Origin of the sequence: Brevibacillus migulae, assembly GCF_004521915.1 — a bacterium.
GTDB lineage: Bacteria > Bacillota > Bacilli > Brevibacillales > Brevibacillaceae > Brevibacillus_F > Brevibacillus_F migulae.
The window spans coordinates 14,663-36,975 of the sequence record NZ_SDKD01000002.1 but is presented as its reverse complement, the minus strand read 5'-3'; the positions used below and the strand labels follow the sequence as shown (position 1 = coordinate 36,975).

The 22,313-nt window shown below is 51.0% G+C and carries 20 protein-coding genes and 1 tRNA gene; 11 read left to right on the top strand and 10 right to left on the bottom strand.

From position 1 onward, the window contains the following. The first annotated feature begins 6 nt into the window (after positions 1-6). The 4 genes from EIZ37_RS02230 (at position 7) to EIZ37_RS02215 (ending at position 5,338) form a co-directional block, all read left to right on the top strand. A complete protein-coding gene (locus tag EIZ37_RS02230) occupies positions 7-798 on the top strand; it encodes a metal ABC transporter ATP-binding protein (protein ID WP_134682932.1) in 792 nt (263 codons plus the stop codon). Beyond that, positions 795-2,135: a metal ABC transporter permease gene (locus EIZ37_RS02225; protein ID WP_134682931.1), complete on the top strand. Its 1,341-nt coding sequence runs from the start codon at positions 795-797 to the stop codon at positions 2,133-2,135. Before EIZ37_RS02230 ends, EIZ37_RS02225 begins: the two co-directional genes overlap by 4 nt. After that, on the top strand, positions 2,132-3,007 hold the full coding sequence (locus EIZ37_RS02220; protein ID WP_134682930.1) for a metal ABC transporter permease: 876 nt from the start codon (positions 2,132-2,134) through the stop codon (positions 3,005-3,007). The genes EIZ37_RS02225 and EIZ37_RS02220 overlap by 4 nt, the downstream gene beginning before the upstream one ends. 159 nt (positions 3,008-3,166) lie before the next feature. Then, on the top strand, positions 3,167-5,338 hold the full coding sequence (locus EIZ37_RS02215) for a GAF domain-containing sensor histidine kinase (protein ID WP_167568624.1): 2,172 nt from the start codon (positions 3,167-3,169) through the stop codon (positions 5,336-5,338). Positions 5,339-5,388: 50 nt separating this feature from the next. Here the strand turns inward: EIZ37_RS02215 and EIZ37_RS02210 are convergent, their stop codons facing one another. The 3 genes from EIZ37_RS02210 to acsA all read right to left on the bottom strand — a co-directional run bounded on the left by EIZ37_RS02210 (position 5,389) and on the right by acsA (position 9,110). Then, positions 5,389-6,369: a TIGR03943 family putative permease subunit gene (locus EIZ37_RS02210; protein WP_134682928.1), complete on the bottom strand. Its 981-nt coding sequence runs from the start codon at positions 6,367-6,369 to the stop codon at positions 5,389-5,391. Between the two features lie 14 nt (positions 6,370-6,383). Continuing rightward, a complete protein-coding gene (locus EIZ37_RS02205) occupies positions 6,384-7,268 on the bottom strand; it encodes a permease (RefSeq protein WP_235827870.1) in 885 nt (294 codons plus the stop codon). Positions 7,269-7,394: 126 nt separating this feature from the next. Then, positions 7,395-9,110, bottom strand: coding sequence for an acetate--CoA ligase (gene acsA, locus EIZ37_RS02200; protein ID WP_134682927.1), 1,716 nt, complete (start codon positions 9,108-9,110; stop codon positions 7,395-7,397). A 200-nt stretch (positions 9,111-9,310) separates the two neighbouring features. Here acsA and EIZ37_RS02195 point away from each other — a divergent pair, with 200 nt between their 5' ends. From EIZ37_RS02195 to EIZ37_RS02175, 5 genes are all read left to right on the top strand, one after another. Beyond that, complete coding sequence (locus EIZ37_RS02195; protein ID WP_134682926.1) at positions 9,311-10,213, top strand: metallophosphoesterase; 903 nt, start codon at positions 9,311-9,313, stop codon at positions 10,211-10,213. 83 nt (positions 10,214-10,296) lie between these two features. Beyond that, a complete protein-coding gene (locus EIZ37_RS02190; RefSeq protein WP_134682925.1) occupies positions 10,297-11,316 on the top strand; it encodes a PucR family transcriptional regulator in 1,020 nt (339 codons plus the stop codon). A gap of 84 nt (positions 11,317-11,400) precedes the next feature. Further along, positions 11,401-12,516, top strand: a complete 1,116-nt coding sequence (locus tag EIZ37_RS02185; RefSeq protein ID WP_134682924.1) for an ABC transporter ATP-binding protein — start codon at positions 11,401-11,403, stop codon at positions 12,514-12,516. 130 nt (positions 12,517-12,646) lie between these two features. Next, a complete protein-coding gene (locus tag EIZ37_RS02180; RefSeq protein WP_134682923.1) occupies positions 12,647-14,047 on the top strand; it encodes a S8 family peptidase in 1,401 nt (466 codons plus the stop codon). Between the two features lie 26 nt (positions 14,048-14,073). After that, positions 14,074-14,670 carry an NAD(P)H-dependent oxidoreductase gene (locus tag EIZ37_RS02175; RefSeq protein WP_134682922.1) on the top strand — a complete coding sequence of 199 codons (597 nt, stop codon included), beginning with the start codon at positions 14,074-14,076 and terminating at the stop codon, positions 14,668-14,670. A 106-nt stretch (positions 14,671-14,776) separates the two neighbouring features. Here the strand turns inward: EIZ37_RS02175 and EIZ37_RS02170 are convergent, their stop codons facing one another. The 6 genes from EIZ37_RS02170 to EIZ37_RS02145 form a co-directional block, all read right to left on the bottom strand. Next, entirely contained in the window at positions 14,777-15,283 is a 507-nt protein-coding gene (locus EIZ37_RS02170) for a DUF3907 family protein (protein WP_134682921.1), read from the bottom strand. 79 nt (positions 15,284-15,362) lie between these two features. Beyond that, positions 15,363-16,541 carry an ABC transporter permease gene (locus EIZ37_RS02165; RefSeq protein ID WP_134682920.1) on the bottom strand — a complete coding sequence of 393 codons (1,179 nt, stop codon included), beginning with the start codon at positions 16,539-16,541 and terminating at the stop codon, positions 15,363-15,365. Further along, positions 16,534-17,721, bottom strand: a complete 1,188-nt coding sequence (locus EIZ37_RS02160; RefSeq protein WP_134682919.1) for an HlyD family secretion protein — start codon at positions 17,719-17,721, stop codon at positions 16,534-16,536. Before EIZ37_RS02160 ends, EIZ37_RS02165 begins: the two co-directional genes overlap by 8 nt. Continuing rightward, positions 17,714-18,316: a TetR/AcrR family transcriptional regulator gene (locus EIZ37_RS02155; protein WP_205683769.1), complete on the bottom strand. Its 603-nt coding sequence runs from the start codon at positions 18,314-18,316 to the stop codon at positions 17,714-17,716. Before EIZ37_RS02155 ends, EIZ37_RS02160 begins: the two co-directional genes overlap by 8 nt. A 132-nt stretch (positions 18,317-18,448) precedes the next feature. Next, the gene (locus EIZ37_RS02150) at positions 18,449-19,081 is read right to left on the bottom strand and encodes a sporulation protein (RefSeq protein ID WP_134682917.1); all 633 of its coding nucleotides are present in this window, start codon (positions 19,079-19,081) and stop codon (positions 18,449-18,451) included. Between the two features lie 75 nt (positions 19,082-19,156). Continuing rightward, positions 19,157-19,933: a copper amine oxidase N-terminal domain-containing protein gene (locus tag EIZ37_RS02145; RefSeq protein WP_134682916.1), complete on the bottom strand. Its 777-nt coding sequence runs from the start codon at positions 19,931-19,933 to the stop codon at positions 19,157-19,159. A gap of 201 nt (positions 19,934-20,134) precedes the next feature. Here EIZ37_RS02145 and EIZ37_RS02140 point away from each other — a divergent pair, with 201 nt between their 5' ends. Beyond that, positions 20,135-20,716 carry a TetR/AcrR family transcriptional regulator gene (locus EIZ37_RS02140; protein WP_134682915.1) on the top strand — a complete coding sequence of 194 codons (582 nt, stop codon included), beginning with the start codon at positions 20,135-20,137 and terminating at the stop codon, positions 20,714-20,716. 119 nt (positions 20,717-20,835) lie between these two features. Next, the gene (locus EIZ37_RS02135; protein WP_134682914.1) at positions 20,836-22,023 is read left to right on the top strand and encodes an MFS transporter; all 1,188 of its coding nucleotides are present in this window, start codon (positions 20,836-20,838) and stop codon (positions 22,021-22,023) included. A 110-nt stretch (positions 22,024-22,133) separates the two neighbouring features. On the opposite strand, the gene EIZ37_RS02130 is transcribed toward EIZ37_RS02135, so the two are convergent. Next, positions 22,134-22,222: transfer RNA gene (locus EIZ37_RS02130), tRNA-Ser, on the bottom strand. Between the last annotated feature and the right edge of the window lie 91 nt (positions 22,223-22,313).

Sequence of the window (22,313 nt, the reverse complement as noted above, 5' to 3'; positions counted from 1 at the left end):
TGTCCGATGAAAGGAATATCAAATGCTTCCCCCCTCACCGTTCACGATCTGACAGTTGCCTATCAAAAAAAGCCCGTACTGCGCAATGTGTCCTTGACCATACCCGAAGGAAAACTGATCGGCATCATCGGTCCAAATGGGGCTGGCAAATCGACGCTGATCAAAGCGATTCAAGGCCTGGTCCCGGTCGCTTCCGGGCAAACGCAAATATACGGAAAACCGTACAAGCAGCAAAGAAAGCTGGTTGGCTACGTTCCCCAACGTGAGACCGTTGACTGGGACTTCCCTACCAATGCGCTTGATGTCGTGCTGATGGGCCGTTATGGCAAGCTGGGCTGGTTCCGCCGCCCCGGCAAGCATGACCGTCAGCTGTCACTGCAGTGCTTGCAAAAGGTAGGAATGTCTGATTACGCGGACCGTCAGATCAGCCAGCTCTCCGGCGGACAGCAGCAGCGTGTGTTTCTGGCTCGGGCGCTGGCACAGGAAGCGCAGCTTTATTTCATGGATGAGCCCTTTGCCGGTGTGGATGCAGCTACCGAAAAAGCCATCATCCAGCTGCTGACTGAGCTTAAGGTGCAGCAAAAGACGGTCCTGGTCGTCCATCACGATCTGCAAACCGTCGAAGAATACTTTGATTGGGTGATTATGCTGAATCGGCGCATCATTGCAGCCGGACCGACTCAGGAAGTATTTACGACAGAGAACCTGCACAAAACCTATGGCGGACGACTGCAGCATCTCGGAGCAGTGCTTTCCTCCTCGCCTGATGCGGTTTTGCCGGAGGAGGAGCCGCTATGAATGTGTGGATGTCCTTGCAAGATCCCAATACGCAATGGGTGCTGTTTGGCTGCATGCTGCTGGGGCTATCCGGAGGGGTTCTGGGAAGCTTTGCGTTTCTGCGAGGTCGCTCCCTGATGGGGGATGCGCTTGCTCATGCCGCACTGCCCGGGGTCTGCCTGGTCTATCTGCTGACTGGCTCCAAATCGGTAGGGCTGTTTCTCATCGGGGCCGCGATCGCTGGACTCGTGGCCACCACCTGCATTACGGCGATCACCCGTCACACGCGGATTAAGGAAGACACCGCGCTTGCCATCACGCTTTCCGTCTTTTTTGGAATCGGCATCGTTCTGCTTACCTTTATTCAACACAGTCCCACTGGCAATCAGAGCGGGCTGGATAAATTCCTCTTTGGGCAGGCTGCTTCACTCGTCTCGGGCGATGTGACCCAAATGATTATCGTTTCGATCGTTTTGCTGTCGATCACGACCTTGCTGTTCAAGGAGTTTACGCTGCTCACCTTTGATCCGGGCTACGGACGTGGCTTGGGCTTTCCGATGGGCTTGCTCGATAGTCTGCTCATGCTGATGCTGCTGACAGCGGTGGTCATCGGTTTGCAAGCTGTCGGGGTCGTATTGATGGCCGCCATGCTGATCGCGCCGGCAGTGACCGCCCGCTACTGGACCGACCGGCTTTCCTCGATGGTTATCCTCGCAGGGCTGTTTGGAGCCCTCAGCGGCATGCTCGGTACGTTATTCAGCACACAAGTCGAAAATCTGCCGACAGGACCCATGATTGTCTTGGCAGCCACTTGCTTCTTCCTCTTTTCCTTGCTGTTTTCACCACGGCGAGGGCTGCTCTTTCGCCTGCTTCGTTTTCTGCGCTTGCGAAAAACCATCCTGGAGGAAGATGTGCTATGCGCCTTATATGAATGGTTTGAACTCTCTCCTGCGCATTTCTTGAAGGGCTGCTCGCCGGAAAGCCTGATGGAGAAAAGCGGGAAGCCCCTCCGGACACTGCGGCGCGCGCTCCTTGCCTTGCAGCGCAAAGGCATGGTCGACTATCGCAAATCCGGCGGCGAACAGCCCGGGTGGATCTTCACCGCCGCTGGTCTGCAACACGCTCATCAGCTCATCCTGAATCAGCGCCTCTGGGATCTGTATTGGATGAATGAACAGCAATATCAAGCACTGTCAATTGATCCTAACAAGGGGGATTTTGTGGGGCAGCTTGTACCCGAGCAATTGGCCCCGATTTTGCGTGACTTGGATTCCTACGGTCTGACTCCCAAGCTATCTGCCATCCCTCATCCCGTTATCACGCGAATCGATCAGAAACGGAAAGGAGTATCCGTATGAACACCCTCTGGATTATCCTGACTGGCGCCCTGGTGGCTGCTTCCTGCGGCTTCCTTGGTTGCTTTCTCATATTGCGGCGGATGGCTATGCTCGGAGATGCCATCAGCCATGCCGTGCTGCCGGGGATTGTGCTTGCCTTTTTGGTGAGCGGAAGCAGGGACACGCTGCCGATGCTGATCGGAGCTATGGTCGCCGGGCTGCTGACTGTCTTTTTGATACAAAGCCTGCACCAGAGCGGCGTCAAAACGGATGCGGCCATCGGCGTTACTTTCACCGCTCTCTTCTCTATCGGGGTTGTGCTGGTATCGTTATACACGCAGCAAGTCGATCTGGATCTCGACTGTGTCTTATATGGAGAGATCGCCTATGTGCCGTGGGATACCTGGCAATGGGGAACGATGGATATGGGTCCGCGAGCGGTCTGGTTGATCGGCGGCGTATTTCTTCTCAGTCTCCTGACCGTTGGCCTGTTCTACAAGGAGATCAAGCTCTGCAGCTTTGATCCGGCGATGGCAGCAGCAGTCGGCATTCCCGTCCTGTTCTTTCATTATCTGCTGATGGGGCTGGTATCCTTGGCAACCGTTGCCTCTTTTGAAAGCGTGGGGGCGATCCTGGTGGTGGCCATGCTGGTGGTACCCGCTGCGACTGCCTACCTTCTGACGGATCGTTTACCCGTAATGCTGTTTCTCAGCATGGGCGCCGGTATCCTCAGTGCCGGTGGCGGGTATTTGTTAGCGACCTGGCTTGACAGCTCCATTGCCGGGGCCATGACAGCCGTTGCCGGTCTTCTTTTCCTGCTAAGCTTTGTTTTTTCCCCGCGTTATGGGCTGGTTGCGAAGGCTTTGGCGCGGCGCAGGTTCCGTTATGAATAAATGGCATGAAAGAAGCGGCAGCTCCGGACGCGATGATTGCGTCCTTGCTGCCGCCTTTTTGTTTTGTCGCAAATTCCAGCCGCGAATATTCAAAATTTTCCTTTGTTCATTTATAATGGGTTACGCAATCCTCACGCTATGAGAGAGGCGGTTACTCGTATGTCAATTTCGGAATCGGGACGTTCATCTTCCCCGATTGCCTCATTTATGATTCGTAATCTTCCTTTTTTTCAAGGAATGGTTGTCCTGTTTTTCGTTTTGACAGCAGCTATTGTTTTTGGCTGTATTCCCGTTTATTTTGATGCCATTTCGGACAAATGCTTGCGGGAGCCCTGTTTAATCGGACCTTCTCCTCCTTATTCGGTTACCGAGCTGGCCTTGCATAACCTCACGCCCCAATCCTACGCAACGTCGTTTGTGATTATCGACTGCACGCTGATTTTGGCCTATTATGCAGCGGCGCTGATCATTTTGATCAAGTGCTTTCGGGAACCATTGGGACTTTTGGCGGCAATCATGCTCGTTTCGTTCGGGACAAACTTTCCTACACTCCCCATAGCCGCCGCAGAAGGGAATCTTTTGCTGGAAGCGTGGCTGGAGATTGAAAACGCCGTTGGTTTGAGCACTTTTTTTCTGTTCTTCTTCCTTTTTCCTGATGGCCGTTTTATCCGTCGAAAGCCGGTTATTCTTGTTTATCTGCTTTGCCTGCTTTATGTCGCTTTCCATGTTGTTCCTACAGGTGTCGATTACCATGAGTGGCCGTTTGCCCTGCAAATTCTGTTGCTGTTGATTCCGACCACGCTTTTGATGGTTACACAGATTTATCGCTATCGACACATTTCAACTCCGGAAGAAAAACAGCAGACAAAATGGGTGGTCTTTGGAATGACGATTGCCCTGACAGGTTTAATCGGAATCAGTTCCGTCTATGTGCCTCCCTTCTCACACGGTCCGCTGTGGTTCATAGCAATCAATGCGGTCCTGCATCTATTTATGATCATGATCCCGCTGACCTTGAGCATGGCTATCCTGCGGCATCGTCTTTGGGATATCGATCCGATCGTCAATCGTACGCTGGTCTACGTGGCGCTTTCTGGTGCTGTTATCGCCGTTTATACGTTGACAGTTCTGTATCTTGGCCGGTTGTTTCATTCCGAAGATCATTTTTTGGTGTCACTCGTAGCAACCGCCCTGGTGGCTGTCATGTTTTCCCCATTAAAGGAATGGTTGCAGCGTCATGTCAATCGGATGCTGAAAGGGAGGCACGATGACCCGTACGCTGTCTTATCCGAGCTGGGGGATCAATTGATCAAACCGATTGAGCCGGACGACATGCTGTATGTAGTGGTCCAATCCATCCGAGATGCTTTGCGCCTTCCTTATGCCAGCATCTCCATCGACATTAACGGGCATGACAAGCTGGCAACCATGTCAGGGCAGCAGCCTGAGGACACCGTGTCCTTTCCCATCATTCATCAAGGCGAGACGCTTGGGACTTTGTATGTCAGTCCACGTTCACCGGGAGAACCATTTACGGCAGAGGATGTCAAATTATTGTCCATTCTCCTGCAACAAGCCGGTCCAATCGTACAAAATGTCCATATGACCTTCGGGATGCGGCTGCTGGCGGATGATTTGCAAGAATCACGCGAAAAAATGGTACTCGCCCGGGAGGAAGAACGCCGGCAGATCCGTCATAATCTTCATGATGATCTTGCCCCACGGCTGGCGGCACTTGCCCTGAACGCGGCCGCCGCGGAAAAGTATGTACGCCAGGACCCGGATCTGGCCGTAGGCATTCTCGCAGATTTTCGCCAGGTCATCCGCTCTACGGTCGATGAAATACGCACCCTCGTCCATGATTTGCGGCCTCCTACTTTGGATGAATTCGGGCTCGTGGGTGCAGTGAGGGAGCGCATCCGCGAACTTACAAAGGTGATGTTGGCTTCTTCAGAGGAGAGGCTGCCCCGTATAGAGCTGGTGGCTCCTGACCAGCTGCCGCCATTGCCCGCAGCGGTGGAAGTGGCCGCTTTTCGCATCATTACGGAATCATTGGTCAATGTAGTCAGGCATGCAAATGCTACCCATTGTCTCGTCCATTTGGAACTGCTTACTCCTGCCATGCTCAGCATTACCGTCACTGATAACGGAAAAGGAATCCAGACGGTGCCTGTCTCTTCAGAAAATGGAGGCATCGGGCTGGTGTCGATCAGAGAAAGAGCGGCGGAATTGGGGGGACAATGCTCCATTGAACGCCTCGAAGGCTCCGGTACTCGTATTTCTGCCTTATTGCCCTTGCCATCATTGCCGACTATATCCGCACATCAATAACCCCCGTACAGGCTTCACGCAATGGCCTTTCTGTACGGGGGTGCTTCTTTTTATTGCGGGGTATCGAAGGAATAATAGACGTATGGATCCTTCGGTGCTTTTACCGGCTTGACCTGCTCCGCCTTTAACACGAGCGTGTCATAGTCATCGACGGTCCTGCTCTCCAAGGTTCCCGTCACTTGCACCCAGCTGTCTTTGGCAAGCTTGCTTCCTTGCTCACTTTCTACCAAAAGCCCGTACACGGCGGCATCGGCAGTGCAGCAAGAGACGGAAAAACGTGCAGTGACAAACTGATTTTGTGCCATTCCCTGTTCCCGATAAACAAAACCCATGGTGGTCAGTTTTTTTCCGGAAAACTGCTTGGGATACAACTCCAACGTGGTTAGGCCATCGAGGAAAACCTTGTCATCCAGTTGAATGACGGGCTGCTTGTAAAAGCCGACAGCGAGCGATGTATAAAAATCGCCGAATTGCTGCTCGGCAAACATCTGGCGGATGTCTTCCTCCGTCTTCGGTTTTTTCCCCGCTAGCTCTGCTGAACTGGCTTTTGACTGTACAGCAGGTGGTGTTGGTGGAAGTCCTTCTGTTTGACCTTGACCTCCTGATGAGCTGCTGCCATTGGCATTTGCTTGCGTCAGCGCAATCTCTCTTTTCACCTCTCCCGCTGCCAGGGTCAGGCCCCTTTTTTCCGCTACAGCGCTGCCGAGTATTTTATCTGGCAGAAAAAAGCTCATCGCCAGCGGCAGCACAAACAAGGAGTAGATCACTGCTGACTTCCAGAATCCATGCGGCACTCCATGTGAATCCGCACAATCACAAACGTACTGCGTCGGTCCCATGATCGCTTGGCGAAAGCTTGCACCGGTCAAAATGATCAAAATGGCCAATGTGACATAGGCCAAAGCATGCATGCGCGGTGCCAAATAATAGCCCAGCTTTCCTGTCGCGGCCAGATCAGCCAAAAGAAAGCAGAAGCCCAGCAGCACATAGCTGCGGATAAAGTAATGTCGTTTCAAGCTTGCAGCATTCATCGTTCATCCTCCTTTTACAAGGGCAGGAAAATGGTATAGACGAGCACAAAAACCGTCACGAGCGCGATCAGCCTGCAAACAAAAGCAAAGCGAAAGGTGCTCATCAGCATGAGGGTGCTCTTCAGATCCACCATGGGCCCATACACGAGAAAAGCAAGCAGCGAACTTGCCGTAAACGTACCGGCAAACGAAGCGGCAATAAACGCGTCCGCTTCGGAGCACAAGGAAAACACATACGCCATCCCCATCATGGCCAAGTGGGACGCTAATGGGGACTGTCCAATCTCGAGCAATGCCTCTCTTGCCACAAACACTTGAATCAGCGAGCTGATCAACGCACCGAACAGCAAATATTTGCCCATATCAAAAAATTCATCCACCGCATGAGAAAAGGTAGCCGATAGCTTCCCCTGATTCTGACGCGCATGCTCTTCTTCATGGCGCAGCTCACGATCCACTCCGTGCTTCAACGGTGACTTGCGCATCGTCAGCCATAAGATGATCCCCACCGTTACAGCGACCAAAAAGGCGAGCACGGCCCTATTGACCGCCATCTCCGGCAATCGCGGAAAAGCCACATAGGTGGAAGCGAGCACGACCGGATTGACAACCGGTCCCGCTAGCAAAAAGACGATACCCACTGGCACGGGCATCCCTTTTTGAAGCAGTCTGCGGACAACGGGAACAATCCCGCATTCACATACCGGAAACAGACAGCCAAGAACCCCGGCAAATGGGATGGCGATCAGAGCCGATTTGGGAGTCCAGCGTTTGACCTGCTCAGGAGTGACGAAGGTCTGGAGCAGCGCGGAGAAAAATACCCCCATTAATACGAACGGAATGGTTTCCAAAAGCAAACTCAGAAAAAACGTTTTCACTTCGAGCAAACGGTCAAGCATCGTTCCCCTCTCCATTCCTCTCTGTAACAAGTCAGCTCGTCCACCCTTATTATGGAAAAACGCAAAAAAAGCGGCAAGCCTTTTCTTTAGGCTATGCCACTTTTTCCGACGTTTATGACAATTCGGTTAATCTTCCAGCGTAGAGAGGTCTCCGGTTGGCAATCCAAGCTCCCATGCTTTCAACACACGGCGCATGATTTTCCCGGAGCGTGTTTTCGGCAGCTTGTCACGGAATTCGATTTCGCGAGGAGCGGCATGTGCAGCCAGGCCTTCCTTCACAAATTTCCGAATGTCCTCCATCAACTGCTCGCTTGGTTCATATCCGCTGCGAAGCGCGATGAAGGCTTTGATGATCTCACCGCGTACAGGGTCAGGCTTCCCGATCACGCCAGCTTCCGCTACTGCAGGATGCTCGACCAGTTTGCTTTCAACCTCGAATGGTCCTACCCGCTCGCCAGACGTATTGATGACATCATCAATGCGACCTTGGAACCAGAAGTAGCCGTCTTCATCCATGTAAGCGGAATCTCCGGAAACATACCAACCCGGGATGCTGAAGTACTCCTGATACTTCGCCGGGTTATTCCAGATTTTACGCATCATGGACGGCCAGCCTGTACGAACAGCCAGATTCCCCATGCGGTTCGGCGGCAATTCGTTCCCTTGGTCATCGATGATGGCAGCGTAGATGCCGGGGAACGGTTTGCCCATCGAACCCGGTTTGATGTCCATGGATTTGTAGTTACAGATCATGTGTCCGCCTGTTTCTGTCATCCACCATGTGTCATGAATGCGCTGCCCGTATACCTTGAGACCCCAATGCACGACTTCCGGATTCAGCGGTTCACCTACGCTCAGCAGGTGGCGCAGCGAGGAGAGATCATACTTCTTCACGCTTTCATCGCCTGCGCCCATCAGCATGCGCAGTGCGGTTGGCGAGCTGTACCAGACGGTTACTTTGTTTTTCGCAATGGTGGTGTACCAGTCGTCCGGGCTGAATCGGCCACCGCGCACGACATTTGTCACTCCGTTTAGCCACGGAGAAAAAATTCCGTACGATGTCCCTGTCACCCAGCCTGGGTCGGCATTGCACCAATATATATCATCCTCTTTGAAATCGAGGACCCATTTCCCTGTCTGCAAATGCTGAATCATGGCATTGTGCACATGCAGGACACCTTTTGGCTTTCCGGTAGACCCTGAGGTGTAATGCAAAAGCATGCCATCTTCCCTGTCTACCCATTCGATGTCGAGGTCGGCGGAAGCCTGCTCCATTTCTTGATGGAAGTTGACTTCATTTTCGGCCCAATCTGCCTTGTCTCCCACGACAATCACATGCTTGAGCGCTGGAAGCTCGGCAACCGGTACACGGGGAAGCAGGCTTGGTGTCGTCACAATCGCTACGGCTTCACTGTCCTGCAAGCGATCGCGTACCGCCGCTTCCATGAAAGCTTCAAACAACGGCCCTACGATGGCACCGATTTTTAATGCTCCTAAAACGCTTACATAAAGCTCCGGCGTACGAGGCATGAAGACAAAAACACGATCACCTTTTTGAATCCCACGTTGCCGCAGCACGTTACCAAACTTGTTGGACAGCTCACTCAACTGGGCGAAGGTATACGATTCCTCCCGATTGGGATCGCTGTACAGCAAAGCCACCTTATCTTTTCGATCGGTCAGCAAGTGACGATCGATCGCCTCATAAGCCATATTGACTTTACCTGTCTCATACCAGCTGAATTCTTTTTCGACATCCTCCCAGTTGAAGCTTTTGTATGCCTCTTCATAGTTCTGGAGGTTATGATTTCCTTCCACTGCAGGGACCAGTTCCACTTTCATACGTTCACACTCCTCGCCATCACGTTTTTCTTCTCTAACTTTCATAATATTTCTTCATTTACGGCCGAATTCCTTTTCTTTATAAATGACTTTTTCAATTTTTGACAAATTAAGCCTTCCTCCCAATAACTACTTACGATTTCGTCGAATGAATCTAGTATAATGAACTCTATCATTGAATTGACGAGGTGATAGAAAAGATGATCTGGACGATTCTGTTGATACTCGCCGCTGTTTTTTTGTTCCGTGCATATCGGAATACTTTCGATGTACAAATCAATCATGTTCCTTTGAAGCTGAAATCCTCTGAGCGAGTTAACGTGGACGACGTACAGCCCCTTCACATCCTGCACCTGTCAGATCTGCATATGGAGAACCTTTCAGTAAAACCCGATGACATTGTAAAAGAAATGAAAGAGCAACCGATCGATCTGATTGCGATCACAGGAGATCTGCTTGATCGTGTGAAAAATATACCGCATGCTGTTCGCTATGTAGAACGCTTGATGCAAATCAATCCGAAGCTGGGTACGTATGTTGTGTTCGGCAATCATGATTATCTGCTCGGCGCGAACAAATTGGCCCTGCTGAAATCGGAATTGGAACGAATCGGCTGTCAAGTGTTGTGCAATCAAACGGTTACCGTCGATCACCATGGTCAGAAGCTTCATATTATTGGGATTGATGACTACGGGACACGTCACAGCGACGTGGAAAAAAGCTACCGCACCGTTTCGGATGACGGTCTGCGTTTGATCTTGACACATGACCCGAACCTCGTGTTGACCATGAAAAAATATGATTATGACTATTTGCTTTGCGGTCACTTCCACGGCGGCCAGATTCACTGGCCAAAACCGTATCATCTGGTGAAAATGGGCAAACTGGCACGGATGAATATTATCAAAGGACTCCATTTCCAGGATGGCCGTCCTTTCTATATCAGTGAAGGTCTTGGACAGACAGGCGTAAACATCCGACTGCGCTCGCGCCCGGAGATCACCCTGCATACGCTTCAGCCTCAGGAATTGCCGCAGCACCAAGCTTCCCAGCTGCAGCAGCTGATGGCGGCAGAAGCTGCTCCCACCCTAGCCTTAGAATAAGCTATAATGAGAGAAACGATGCATATCCCGATTATGCTCGTTTCTCTTTTTTATGGAATTTGCAAGCATAAGGAGAAACTGCGATGGACCAATGGGAAAAAATTGTGGAGCGCATTCAGCAAGCCACAGGACTTGCAATCCAGCTCGATCATTGCCCGTCATCCGAGTGGGAGCGAGCCCGCGCTGCAGTCGAACAAAACAAAGGTGAAGTAGTGCGCCATACCCTGCATCAAGGTCATATATGGTACATATCGATCACATCCGCGGATTGGTCACAGGAAGCTAGAGCCTTGCTCTCTCTCTTGCTGGCTCCGTCGTTTCCTGTAGAACAAACGGCAACCGAGCTGGCCACAAGCTGGCTTTCCTCCGTGCTTGACCAGCGCCTTGAGCCCATTCCTGCCTCTTTGGAAGCCAAGTGGCAATGGCGGGAGCCTCGGGCTTGCTTTCTGATCGAACGTCTGCATGCCAACCGCCCTGCCGATGTGGAGCAGTGGCAGCAGCTCTTGCAGCAGTTTTTTCCTTCCTCTCCGGCTCCCATGCTGCTCCCTCTGTCTCCCGCTTTTTTCTTGCTGCTGGTCCCTGCCTCTGCCCTCCCCGAGGTGGATGGCTGGCAAGGCGAAGAGAAAGGGCTGTGGCTTCATTGGGGTTATACGCTGCATGAGCTTCTGGTCGCCGAAACAATGGAGATGATCCGGGTAGGAATCACCCTGCCGATTGAAGCTCCATCACAACTCCCCATCGCCGTAAAGAGTGGGCTGGACACTCTGCGGAGCGTGCAGCTGTATCGCCCAAAAGAGATGGTTGCCGCCGATTGGCAGTTCCCCTTGGAGAAATGGGCCTATTCCCTGCCCGCCGCCTTGCGTGAGCAGCTTCACCACACACTTGGACCGCAGCTTTCATTATCCGACGAGCAGCAGGAGGTATTGCACGCGCTCTTTTCCAACCAGCTGAATGTCAGCGAGACCGCACGCGCCCTTTTCCTCCATCGCAACACGCTGTTGTACAGGCTGGATAAGCTTAAAGAAAAGACCGGCCTGGATCCTCGCGAGTTTTCCGATGCAGTCTTTTTACGTCTTGCCATGCTTTTTCGGCAAATTACCTAAATCTTTTGTACAATATCGCCATACTCCCTTTCTTCCAGATGGATTAGACTGGAAAACAAGAATATGGGAATGGGAGGAAATCAGATGGCAAGAGTGCAATTGAATCATATTTTCAAACGCTATGGAAATAACGTGACGGCGGTTAACGACTTTCACCTGGACATTGAGGATCGTGAATTTATTGTCTTGGTCGGTCCATCGGGCTGTGGAAAATCCACGACGCTGCGGATGATTGCCGGACTTGAGGAAATTTCGGAAGGCGATTTGTATATTGGCGATCGACGCGTCAATGATGTTGCGCCAAAGGACCGCGATATCGCCATGGTATTCCAGAGCTATGCCCTCTACCCGCATATGAACGTATACGAAAATATGGCGTTTGGTTTGAAGCTGCGCAAGTTTTCCAAGGCGGAGATCGACAAACGGATTCAGGAAGCCGCTCGCACCCTCGATATCGCCCATTTGCTTGACCGGAAACCGAAAGCGCTCTCAGGCGGTCAGCGCCAGCGTGTGGCTCTTGGACGCGCGATTGTGCGTGAACCGCAAGTTTTCCTGATGGATGAACCGCTTTCTAACCTGGATGCGAAATTGCGCGTCCAGATGCGCACCGAAATCTCCAAGCTCCACCAGCGTTTGGAAACCACTTTCATTTATGTCACTCACGATCAAACGGAAGCGATGACGATGGGCGACCGGATCGTCGTCATGAAAGACGGCTTGATCCAACAGGTAGCGACTCCTACCGAGATTTACAATCATCCTGTCAATCAATTTGTCGCCAGCTTTATCGGCTCGCCTGGCATGAACTTTATCAAAGGAAAAGTGCGCGAAGAAGCAGGTCAGGTGCTTTTCGAGACCGCCGGTTTTCAGATCCAGTTCCCCGAGGATAAGGCGAAGGTGCTCCGTCAGCAGGAATATGTCGGCAAAGATGTCACCTTTGGCATTCGTCCTGAAGACATTTACAGCGACAATCAATTTATCGAAGCCAATCCGTTCAAGAGCACGATCCAAGCAGAAGTGGACGTCGTGGAAAACATGGGCTCGGAATTGTATGTGTATTTCAACAATATCGGCAACACCGAGATGATCGCCCGCGTCGATGCCCGTGAAGGCTTGAAGCCGAAAATGAATGTGACGCTCGGCATGGATCTCTCCAAGTGCCATGTGTTTGACAGCCAAACCGAAAAAGCCGTGTTTTAAACCGTTTTTATCATTTGTTCCCCCGGCATAGCCATATGCCGGGTTTTTCTCTTTCAACTTTTTACCGTCATAAACATCTTCCCCTTGCAGCAGGATAAGCGTAATCAGCATGTAGGGAGTGGTGATGTTTATGCACAAGGTTACTGCGATCTTGACCGCTGCCCTGTTAGTCGGTCTCGTTGTGATACCCGTTCAACGTTATCACCGGCAAGAGATGCGGGAGCCCCATCCGACTGTGACTTCGGTGGATTCGAGCGTCCCCCGCATCAACTATATTGAGCAGGTCAAAGATATACGGCGCGATATCGAGCGTAAGCCGCACATCAAGGAGATTTACCATAATAAAAAGGACCGCAGCCATTTTGTGGAGCATGAGGTGGTGGTGCGTTTTTCGCCGCGACCTACGCCCGAAAAGATTGAGGCCATGCTGAAAAAAGCAGATGCCAAGATCAAGCGGGACTACGGCAATTCCATGATCATCAAGTCGAATTCACTGAGCACCCAGCAGCTGATGAAAATGTTTGCGGAGCATCCCGACTCCATTTATGCGGAGCCCAACTATCTGCTGCTGCCAAACCGTCGCCCCAACGACCTATTGTACACCCGCTACCAATGGAACCTGCCGATGATCGATATGGAACGCAGCTGGGAGCAAAGCACCGGCAGCAAGAATGTCACTGTGGCTGTCGTGGATACCGGCATTGATCTCGACCATCCCGAGTTCCAAGGCAGATTGACAAAAGGCTACAACGTCATCGAAGACACGGATTACCCCATGGATGACAATGGACACGGCACGCACGTCGCTGGAGTCATCGCCGCTCGTTCCAATAATGGCGACGGGATCGCCGGTATGACCTGGAACAGCAAGCTCATGCCGATCAAAGCGATCGGTGCGGACGGCTCCGGTACGGCCTTTGACATCGCCCAAGGGATCCGCTGGGCAACCGACCATGGTGCAGATGTCATCAATCTGAGCGTCGGAAACTATACCTCTTCGGCTGCTCTGCAGGATGCATGCCGCTATGCGTACGGGAAGAACGTCGTCTTGGTGGCGGCAACTGGAAATGACGCAACCGATCAACCCGGCTATCCGGCTGCCTACAAGGAGGTATTCGGGGTTTCTGCAATCGACCACAACCGCAAGCGCGCAGACTTCTCCAACTTTGGAGACTATGTCGATGTGGTTGCGCCTGGTGTGGATATCCCAAGCACCTATATCTACAGCGATTACGCTGCCCTGTCTGGCACGTCGATGGCATGCCCGCATGTTTCCGCTCTGGCTGCGTTGATCCGCTCGGTGAATCCCCACCTATCCCCTGATGCGGTGATGAAAATCATGCGCAAGACTGCGGTAGATTTGGGTTCACAGGGGAAAGATAAATATTATGGATACGGCATGATCAATGTGAACGCAGCACTGACACAAGCCAAAACAAATGCGACGACTCCGTTCAAAACAGAACAACCCCCAGAGGACTTGGGCGGTTTGCTGAATAAATTTTTGCTGCGCCTTCGCTTCGGTTTGTAACCTATCCGCACAGGAGGTTTCTATCCATGAAAGCAACCATTTTGTTCGCCCAACCAGGGGAAAACAGTTTTACCCATGAAATGCTAGTGCGCACGAAAGCCGCCCTCGAGCAAGCTGGAATCTCCTACAACGTCAGGGATTTGTATAAAATGAACTTCCAGCCTGTGCTGTCCCCTGACGACATGGAAAGAGTGGAGAACGGCAGCGTTTCTTCCGATATCGGGGAAGAGCAGGAATTGCTGACGGATGCGGATTTGCTGGTGATGATCTATCCGATTTGGTGGTGGTCACAGCCTGCGATTTTAAAAGGCTATTTCGATCGCGTCTTGACCCATGGCTATGCCTTTCGCTATGAGGAAAACGGTCCGGTCGGTCTCATGCATGGGAAACAGGCCATCGTCTTTACATGCACGCGGGAATCTGAGGCAGAAATGAAAAAAGACGGGTTCGACACGTTGATTAAGAAACAGATTGTCGATGGGGTTCTCTCGTTTATTGGCTGCGACCGGGTTGTTCATAAAAACTTTGCAGCGGTGAGCGAGGTTACAGATCAAAAACGGTCCGAAATGCTTCGTGAGGTCGAGGAAACCGTCGCCCAGTTTGTCACACCAGTGCCTGTGTAACATCTCACGCGGCTGTTTCAGCAGTCGAACGTTTTTTAGAGCGTACATTACTTACAAAAAAGGGTAAGTGCCTTTTCCTGCACTTACCCTTTGTATCTTCATTTCCTTATGCCGTTGTGAGCGAATGCCTCTTTTTCGCAAGATAATCTGTTTCATAATAGTGCAGCTCGTCACGCAGCTGTTCAAAAACCTTCGACAGGCCGAGAACCAATTTGGCTAGCTCCGCCGTCACCTGCTTGCGAAAGATAATCACATCTTCGCCCGTATAGGAGCGGCGCCCGTCTTCATCGTAGCCTTCGCCTTTTGGGTAGTAGAAGCCGTTAATGCAGCTATGATAGACCTGATACAACAGCTCTTCCGCCAAGTTCTCGTCAAAGCGCGCCCGCCGTAGTGCGGCTCCCAGCTTTTCATAAGCATTTTCCGAATAGACGAGCAGATGGCGCAAATCGGAAAGAAAAGAACGATAATAGTCAGCATACTCTTCGGGATCACCAGACTGTTCGACTAACTGTGCTAAGGTTACCTGATTCAGAAAGCGCTCCACTTCCATACTCACTTTTTTCAGCTTGTTGTAAGTAGTTTCACACAACTGCTTCAAGTGTGTCTCGGACATATGAACCTCCTCGGCATAAATGGTCGTATGCTTTCTCCCATTTTATGAAAACCCGCGGAGAGACTCAAGGAATTTCTTTTTACACGATTCCCGATTGTTCGGCGGTAATAATGCTGTTTTTCGCGGTTGCCCGCAGATAAGTGACGTACGCGATAAACAGCCCAACCAAGGTCATCAAGAGTAGCACCGTAAAGTCATGTGTCAAGTAAGACAATCCGTGTCCTTTCGACAAAATCTCCCGAGTGCCATGCAGGAAATAGGTTAACGGCAGAGACTTTCCGATCGCGGCAACTCCTGCTGGCATCGCGGTCAACGGCCATGTAAAGCCCGAGAGCATAAAGGACGGCACGGCGATCATCATAGCGGTTTGCGTCGCCTGAAGCTGACTCTTCGCGTAGCAGGAAATGGCAAAGCCAATCGCCAGCACGGCAATGTTAAAGGCCGTCCCGATCATGAGAAAATGCAGCAGATTGCCGTAGTAGGGAACGCCAAAGCCTTTCAGTAAAATCGCGTAGGTGCCTACCAGTGTAAAGGTGGAGATCAGCAAATACGGTCCTGCTTTTCCTGCCAAAAGCTGCAGGAAAGAATGCTGGGACACGGTCTGCTTCCAGGTTCCCTGCTCCTTTTCGCGGGTGATCGCCAACGCGATGCCTAAAAAGAGCGTTTGCTGCAAAACAGTACCACCCAGTCCGAATACCATGAACGACAAGTAGCTAAAAGTAGGGTTGTACAGGACGCGGTAACGATAGTCGATGCCCGTAAACATGCTTTCTCCGGTTTCTCCCCACGCGCCTTTTGCCTCCAACTTTTTCAGGGTCACGCCGGCCGATACCGTCTTCACAATCGTACTGGCTGCGCGCACGACGGTATTGGAGATCATCATGTTGCTGCCGTCAATCACGGTCAACACTTCTGCCTGCTGCCCCGCCTTCACCTTTTTCGTTAACCCGTCCGGTACGAGAACGGCTACCTGCGCTTGACCTTGATCGATCAGCTGCATCGCTTCGGTTTCGGAGCCGACAATCGTTTGTACAGCGAACGACTGGTCAATATCAAATGCGCGTATCAGTTCCCGGCTGAGCTCGGTCTGATCGCTATCTACCACCACAGTTGGAACATCCGTAATTTTCTTTTCCTCATACAGGAAGCCAAATAAGGAAAAGTACAGAAAAGGTACCAACAGCATGATGGAGACGAGAGTCCGGTTCTGAAAAATCGAGCGCCACTCCTGCCCAAAAAGCTGTGCGGTCTTATTCACGGCTACCCGCTCCTTCAAGATTCCATTCCACCGTATAACCTGGTCGGATATCCTTATCATTCAAGCTGATCTTCACCTGGAACGCACGAAGATCACGATCACCCAGCTCTTGCGTTGCTTTTTTCACGGCAAAGTCTGCAGCTGGCGCAACCAACGATACGGTTCCCTCTACGTCCTTTTTCAATGCTGGAACGTAAAGTGTCGCTTTATCGCCCGTTTTGACCGCGCCGATCTTATCTTCTTCCAGATAGAACTTCACGAAATTGTCCTCTTGGGCTTGAATCGTCGCAACGGTAAATCCTTGCGCCACCAGCTCGCCTTTTTGGACGGCAACCGATTTGATGACACCATCCACCGGGGCAGTAAGCTTGGTGTTGTTCAAATAAGCTTCGATCTCCTCCAAGGCCCCTTTCGCTTGCTGTACACCCGCTGCTGCCTGCTGCACATCCAACTCACGAAGACCCACTTGTCCTTTACCGGCTACGGCTTGTTGGTAAGCGGCTTCTGCTTGCTGCCATTGCGCTTTTGCTGCATCAACCGCTTCCTTGCGTGAGCCGGATTGGGCCATGCGGAGCTGTTCTTCAGCTGCAGAGTACTCCGCTGCTGCTTTGTCAAATTGCATTTGCGCTTCTTCCACCTTTGTCTTAGGCACTGCACCCTCCGCAAACAGCTGATTGGTCCTCGTTAATTGCAGCTGGGCGACTTCTTTTGCCGTTTTGGCAGCAGTCAGCTTTGCTTTCAGCTGAGTAATCTCCTCAGGACGAGCCCCGTTAATGTTCGCTTCGTATTGTGCTTTTGCAGCTTGTACCGCTGCCTGTGCTTGCTCGATCTGGGCTTTGCTGGAATCATCCGTCACTCCTACCCCTTTTTTCGCCTGCTCCCACTTCGCTTGGGCCAATTGATAAGCAGCCAGAGCCTGTTCCTTTTTTGCCAGGAGTTCTTCATTATTCAAGGTGGCGATCAGTTGTCCGGCCTTGACCGTATCCCCTTCTTTGACGAGGATCTCTGCGATCGAACCGCCTGTTTTAAAGGCGAGATCAACCTCGGTACCTTCGACAACTCCCGCTCGCTGTTCTGCAACCAGCGCGGCGCTGTTGGTACCCGGCATCAGCAAATAGCCACCCACAAGCGCAATGCTGATCAAAAAGCCTCCGATTCCTACCCACGAACGTTTATTCATGATGTTCCACTCCTTTATCAATGTTTATCCCCAGCGCTCTAGCGCACAATATGAGCAAGGTATGTCTTGTTTCGTCGGTATAAACGGGCTCTTCGCGAAACATTTTCCGCAAGACGGTCATGCCCACCATGCCAAACAAGGAAGAGACTACCGTTCTTACTTCCAAATCTGCCTGCAAACGACCTTGCTGCTGTAGCTCGGTGAAGAATGATTCCATCATTTGGAAATAGTCGGTAAGCAAGGTCCCGATCAGGCGATCCCGCTGACTATCACCGGAAATGCTTAGCAGAAGCATGCACAGCTCCCGATTGTCGGCGAAAAAGCGAAGATGCTCATCCAGTACGTGAAAGATGCGTTCGGTTATGCTGATGCTCTGATCGAGAATCGCTTCTGTAACAGATGCGATCAGCATCTCCACTCCCTTTTGATTGACGTACACAAACAGCTCTTCTTTGGTTTTAAAGTGGTAATAGAGAGTCCCCTTAGCGACATTGGCCGTTTCGGCAATCGTATCCATTGTGGTTTCACTATATCCATTCCGCGAGAACGCTACTAATGCGCCCTTGGAAATCTGGTCTTTTTTCGATGCTGCCAACTGCATCTCCGCCTTTCCAACTTAAACTGACTGGTCAGTACAAAAAATAGTGTAATCCTCTCGACACCATCCGTCAAGCAAAAAAATAATGCCCACACTTGCCGTTTTCCGGCCAAGGTGGACATTTCTCGATCAACTGGTGAGATTATAGCCCTTGGTTGTATAACCAATATCATTTAGCAAAGCTTTCAAATCCGTATCGCTTACCGTTTCCCCGTTCTTGATCCGTTCATGAACCTCCGCCACCCGATGGTAAATAGCCGGGTTGGTAGTCACCCAGAGAATATTGTAGCCAGACTGGGCTTGCAAGTATTGGCGGATCTCATTCACCACCTGGTTGTGCAACCCATCCGGGCTGTTTTTCACCGCATCGTTTGGCTCGATAGGCGTAGATTCGGTATCGACGCGTGTGTTCATGAGATCCCGCTTCGGAGCGTTGCTCGGCAGAACAGCAAATACCAGGCTGTCCATGTAGGAGATGACCTTTACGTCTGCAACGCCGCGCATTTCCTCTACGCGTCGCTCCATGGTTTTGATCAGCTGCGGCTCTTTCCGCTCTCGATTTACCTGCAAATACATCTGTGCCGGTCCCATGTCTCGATACCGATTCCCAAATACCTTCGTGCCCAAAGAGTCGTAGTACTGGGTTACTTTTCCTCCTCTTTCCGGCTGTTCCGACACTCGTTCTTTGTCAGGCGTTGAGGAGCACCCTGTCAGCGTTACGGTTATGGCTAGCGCAACCAGTCCGGTAATGGATGTTTTCATGAAAACACCTCCTTCTACCAATAGCTTGGCTTCCGGAGGTGAATTTACACGAGTTAATGTTTGGTTTTCTGGGAATTAGTCACGAACTTCGAAAGTGCCCGAGAATACATCCTCCGCACCATCCGCTACCGCTTTGATGGTGAAATCTTCGATGTCCGGGTCTCCATTCAGATCCAATTCAAACTCACCATCATCATTCAGGTTAACTTCATACGTTTTTCCATCGAATTCAACCGTCACTTTGTCGGTTTCATCGGAAACAGTACCTTCAATGTGGTAAGCACCGACCACACCAACAATATTGAAAGAAGTCGCCATGATCGAATCTTCATCGATCAAAGCCGCTTTGTTTACTGGTTCAGCAGCAGGCTGTGTGTTTGTTTGTTCTTGTGGCTGCTGAGTCGCTGGAGTCTGTGCGACTGGGTTGTCCGAAATTTTTACGGTTTGCGACGCTTGTTCCCAATCCACTTTATAGTTCAACGCTTCCGCGATAAAACGAACAGGAACGACAGTACGTTGGTTCAGGATTTGCGCAGGTACATCCAATGTGATGGTCTCGCCGTTGCGTTTTGCAATTTTTTGGCTCACCACCAGGCTCACATTGCTGGTGCCTTTATTGATGGTCACGGTGCGAGTTTTTTCATTCCAACCGACTGTGAATCCCAAGCTTTCCGCAATTGGACGGATCGGCACCAGAGTACGGCTATTTAAAATCACAGGTTTTTGGTCTGGGAATTGAATCGCTTTTTGATTGTACGCTACTTTAATCTCGGCTTTCTGAGCTGGTGCTGCAAAAGCGGCTGCAGGCATCAAAGCGAGTGTCAAGACCAGTGCGGTCATTTTTTTCCACATGTGTTCTCATCTCTCCTTTTCAAAAACTAACAACAGTTCCTAATCTACTATATATTGTAGGCAGATTCAAGTTCGATAACTGGATACACTGGAAAGTCGAGGAGAATTTAATATTTGACCGATCGTTACAAAATTTCTATAATGGTGTTAGTTCCCAATAATAAGGTGAAATAATTCGTTTTGTGAAGGGGTGAAACGTACATGAGTGCCAGACCTCGTGAATTTAAAGATACAACCGTGATCGACGCTGCCATGGAGGTATTCTGGGAACATGGCTACGAGGGAAGTTCCGCCGAGAAACTATGCGAACATACGGGGCTTGGCAAGGGAAGTCTGTACAATGCTTTTGGCAGCAAACACGCACTCTACGAGAAAGCGTTAAAACGTTACCAGGAACTCGGGATCGAAGGACAGGTTGACATTTTGGAACAGCCCGGACCTGTCAAAGACAGATTGCGCTCACTGATGGAGTGGGCCATTGATCAAGATTTCAATGGGGAGGAACGGCGCGGCTGTCTGGCTATAAATGCTGCCATCGAGCGTGGTGGAAAAGACCCGGTAGTTGCAAGCTTGGTTAGCGGTCATATCGGACGCCTCGAAAAAGCGCTGAGCCAGCTGATCGCTTCAGGTCAACGCTCAGGTGAAATTTCATCCAAACGCCCCGCAATTGTGCTCGCCCGCTCTTTTTTGAGCAGCTATTACGGCCTGCGCGTCCTTGGCAAGGTCGTTGAGGACCGTAAAGTATTGGAAGATGTTGTGGAAGGTACGTTAGCCGCATTGTAATGTAGCGTTCACGACCATTTTTCGAGGCTGGATGCCTGCAGATTGCTCGCGGGCAATTTGCGCCCTTTTTTGTACTGATCATTACAAAATATAACTGAATGGATGAGGAGAGATTAACATTGCCTATAGCTGTTTATGTATTAGGGCTTATGATTTTTTCCATGACCACCTCAGAGTTTATGGTGGCCGGGATGATGACTTCCCTATCAAAAGAGTTTAACGTGTCCATCGCAGCCATTGGATACCTCATATCTGCATACGCTGCTGGAATGATTGTCGGTGGTCCACTGCTGACGATCTGCTTATTGAAGGTCCCGCGCAAACAAGCGTTTCTTACCCTTGCCTTCATCTTTCTGGTTGGCCAGACAATTGGCGCTCTTGCCTCCAGCTACGAATGGATGATGGTGGCGCGGCTGATCACCGGCATTTCCTCGGCTGCTTGCTTTGGCGTATCGCTTGCAATTTGTTTTACCCTTGTCAGCGCTGAGTCTCTGGGGCGGGCAGCTTCCGTAGTCCTCGGCGGTTTGATGGTCGCTACTGCAATCGGTCTACCCGCGGCGATGGTGTTCGACCAGTATTTCGGATGGAGAGCGAGCTTCTGGGCAGTCGTTGTCCTGGTTCTCGGTTCCGGGGTCTTGGGGCACTTTGTCATTCCTTCGGCGCATCAGCCGGAGTCAGTCCGCATACGGGATGAATTGTCGTCCTTCCGCAATAGTGAGCTATGGGCTGCATACGCGACAAGCATGCTGATCATTGGCGCTACATTTGCAGCTTTCAGCTACTTTTCACCGATATTGACCGAATTGACTGGATTCCACTCATCAATGGTTCCCCTCCTCTTGGCCATTTACGGTGTGGCTACAGTGATTGGGAATATCATCACGGGGAGGCTCGCGGATCAGTATAGCATGCCAATCATGACGATAGGGCTTATCCTCTTGTTTGTTTCTTTGACCTTGTTTGGCCTCTTTCCCCACAACAAGTTGGTTTCTATGATCGGGGTCATACTCGTCGGTTTAGTGGGTGTGCCAATGAATCCTGCCATGACAACGAGAGTGACGCGTATAGCAAATACCGGATCTCTTGTTACCACCGTCCATGGCTCCGTCATAAGTCTCGGTGTCGTCGTCGGCTCTGCTATGGGTGGATTTGCGATTGATACCGGGTTAGGCCTACAATCGCCGTTGTGGGTCGGCGCGTTGCTAGCTATACTCGGATTGCTTTCCTTACTCCCCTTTTTGCGAGAAAAGAAAACCAAAGAAGGAGATGCTCCTGATATCCAAAAGACTCAGACCACGATTTTATAATCGCAGCATCCGGGAAATAAGCAAATTTGGCTTCGCCAAGCCTTTGGCGGGGCCAAATTTGCACAAAAAAACCGTTGGGCCTCCCAACGGTTTTGATTTCAAGATATATATGGCGGAGGGAGAGGGATTCGAACCCCCGTGGGCTTGCACCCTAACGGTTTTCAAGACCGCCCCGTTATGACCACTTCGGTATCCCTCCGTATATTTTCGACAAGTAGTAATATAGCATAATCCTTTTGCCGTTTGCAAGCGTTTTACGCGAGAAATTTATGAAGGGCATGGGGCCTGGT

Bases quoted from the DNA above. Each gene is read 5' to 3' on its own strand.
- EIZ37_RS02230 (WP_134682932.1), top strand. From the start codon at position 7: ATGAAAGGAATATCAAATGCTTCCCCCCTCACCGTTCACGATCTGACA.
- EIZ37_RS02225 (WP_134682931.1), top strand. From the start codon at position 795: ATGAATGTGTGGATGTCCTTGCAAGATCCCAATACGCAATGGGTGCTG.
- EIZ37_RS02220 (WP_134682930.1), top strand. From the start codon at position 2,132: ATGAACACCCTCTGGATTATCCTGACTGGCGCCCTGGTGGCTGCTTCC.
- EIZ37_RS02215 (WP_167568624.1), top strand. From the start codon at position 3,167: ATGTCAATTTCGGAATCGGGACGTTCATCTTCCCCGATTGCCTCATTT.
- EIZ37_RS02210 (WP_134682928.1), bottom strand. From the start codon at position 6,369: ATGAATGCTGCAAGCTTGAAACGACATTACTTTATCCGCAGCTATGTG.
- EIZ37_RS02205 (WP_235827870.1), bottom strand. From the start codon at position 7,268: ATGCTTGACCGTTTGCTCGAAGTGAAAACGTTTTTTCTGAGTTTGCTT.
- acsA (WP_134682927.1), bottom strand. From the start codon at position 9,110: ATGAAAGTGGAACTGGTCCCTGCAGTGGAAGGAAATCATAACCTCCAG.
- EIZ37_RS02195 (WP_134682926.1), top strand. From the start codon at position 9,311: ATGATCTGGACGATTCTGTTGATACTCGCCGCTGTTTTTTTGTTCCGT.
- EIZ37_RS02190 (WP_134682925.1), top strand. From the start codon at position 10,297: ATGGACCAATGGGAAAAAATTGTGGAGCGCATTCAGCAAGCCACAGGA.
- EIZ37_RS02185 (WP_134682924.1), top strand. From the start codon at position 11,401: ATGGCAAGAGTGCAATTGAATCATATTTTCAAACGCTATGGAAATAAC.
- EIZ37_RS02180 (WP_134682923.1), top strand. From the start codon at position 12,647: ATGCACAAGGTTACTGCGATCTTGACCGCTGCCCTGTTAGTCGGTCTC.
- EIZ37_RS02175 (WP_134682922.1), top strand. From the start codon at position 14,074: ATGAAAGCAACCATTTTGTTCGCCCAACCAGGGGAAAACAGTTTTACC.
- EIZ37_RS02170 (WP_134682921.1), bottom strand. From the start codon at position 15,283: ATGTCCGAGACACACTTGAAGCAGTTGTGTGAAACTACTTACAACAAG.
- EIZ37_RS02160 (WP_134682919.1), bottom strand. From the start codon at position 17,721: ATGAATAAACGTTCGTGGGTAGGAATCGGAGGCTTTTTGATCAGCATT.
- EIZ37_RS02150 (WP_134682917.1), bottom strand. From the start codon at position 19,081: ATGAAAACATCCATTACCGGACTGGTTGCGCTAGCCATAACCGTAACG.
- EIZ37_RS02145 (WP_134682916.1), bottom strand. From the start codon at position 19,933: ATGTGGAAAAAAATGACCGCACTGGTCTTGACACTCGCTTTGATGCCT.
- EIZ37_RS02140 (WP_134682915.1), top strand. From the start codon at position 20,135: ATGAGTGCCAGACCTCGTGAATTTAAAGATACAACCGTGATCGACGCT.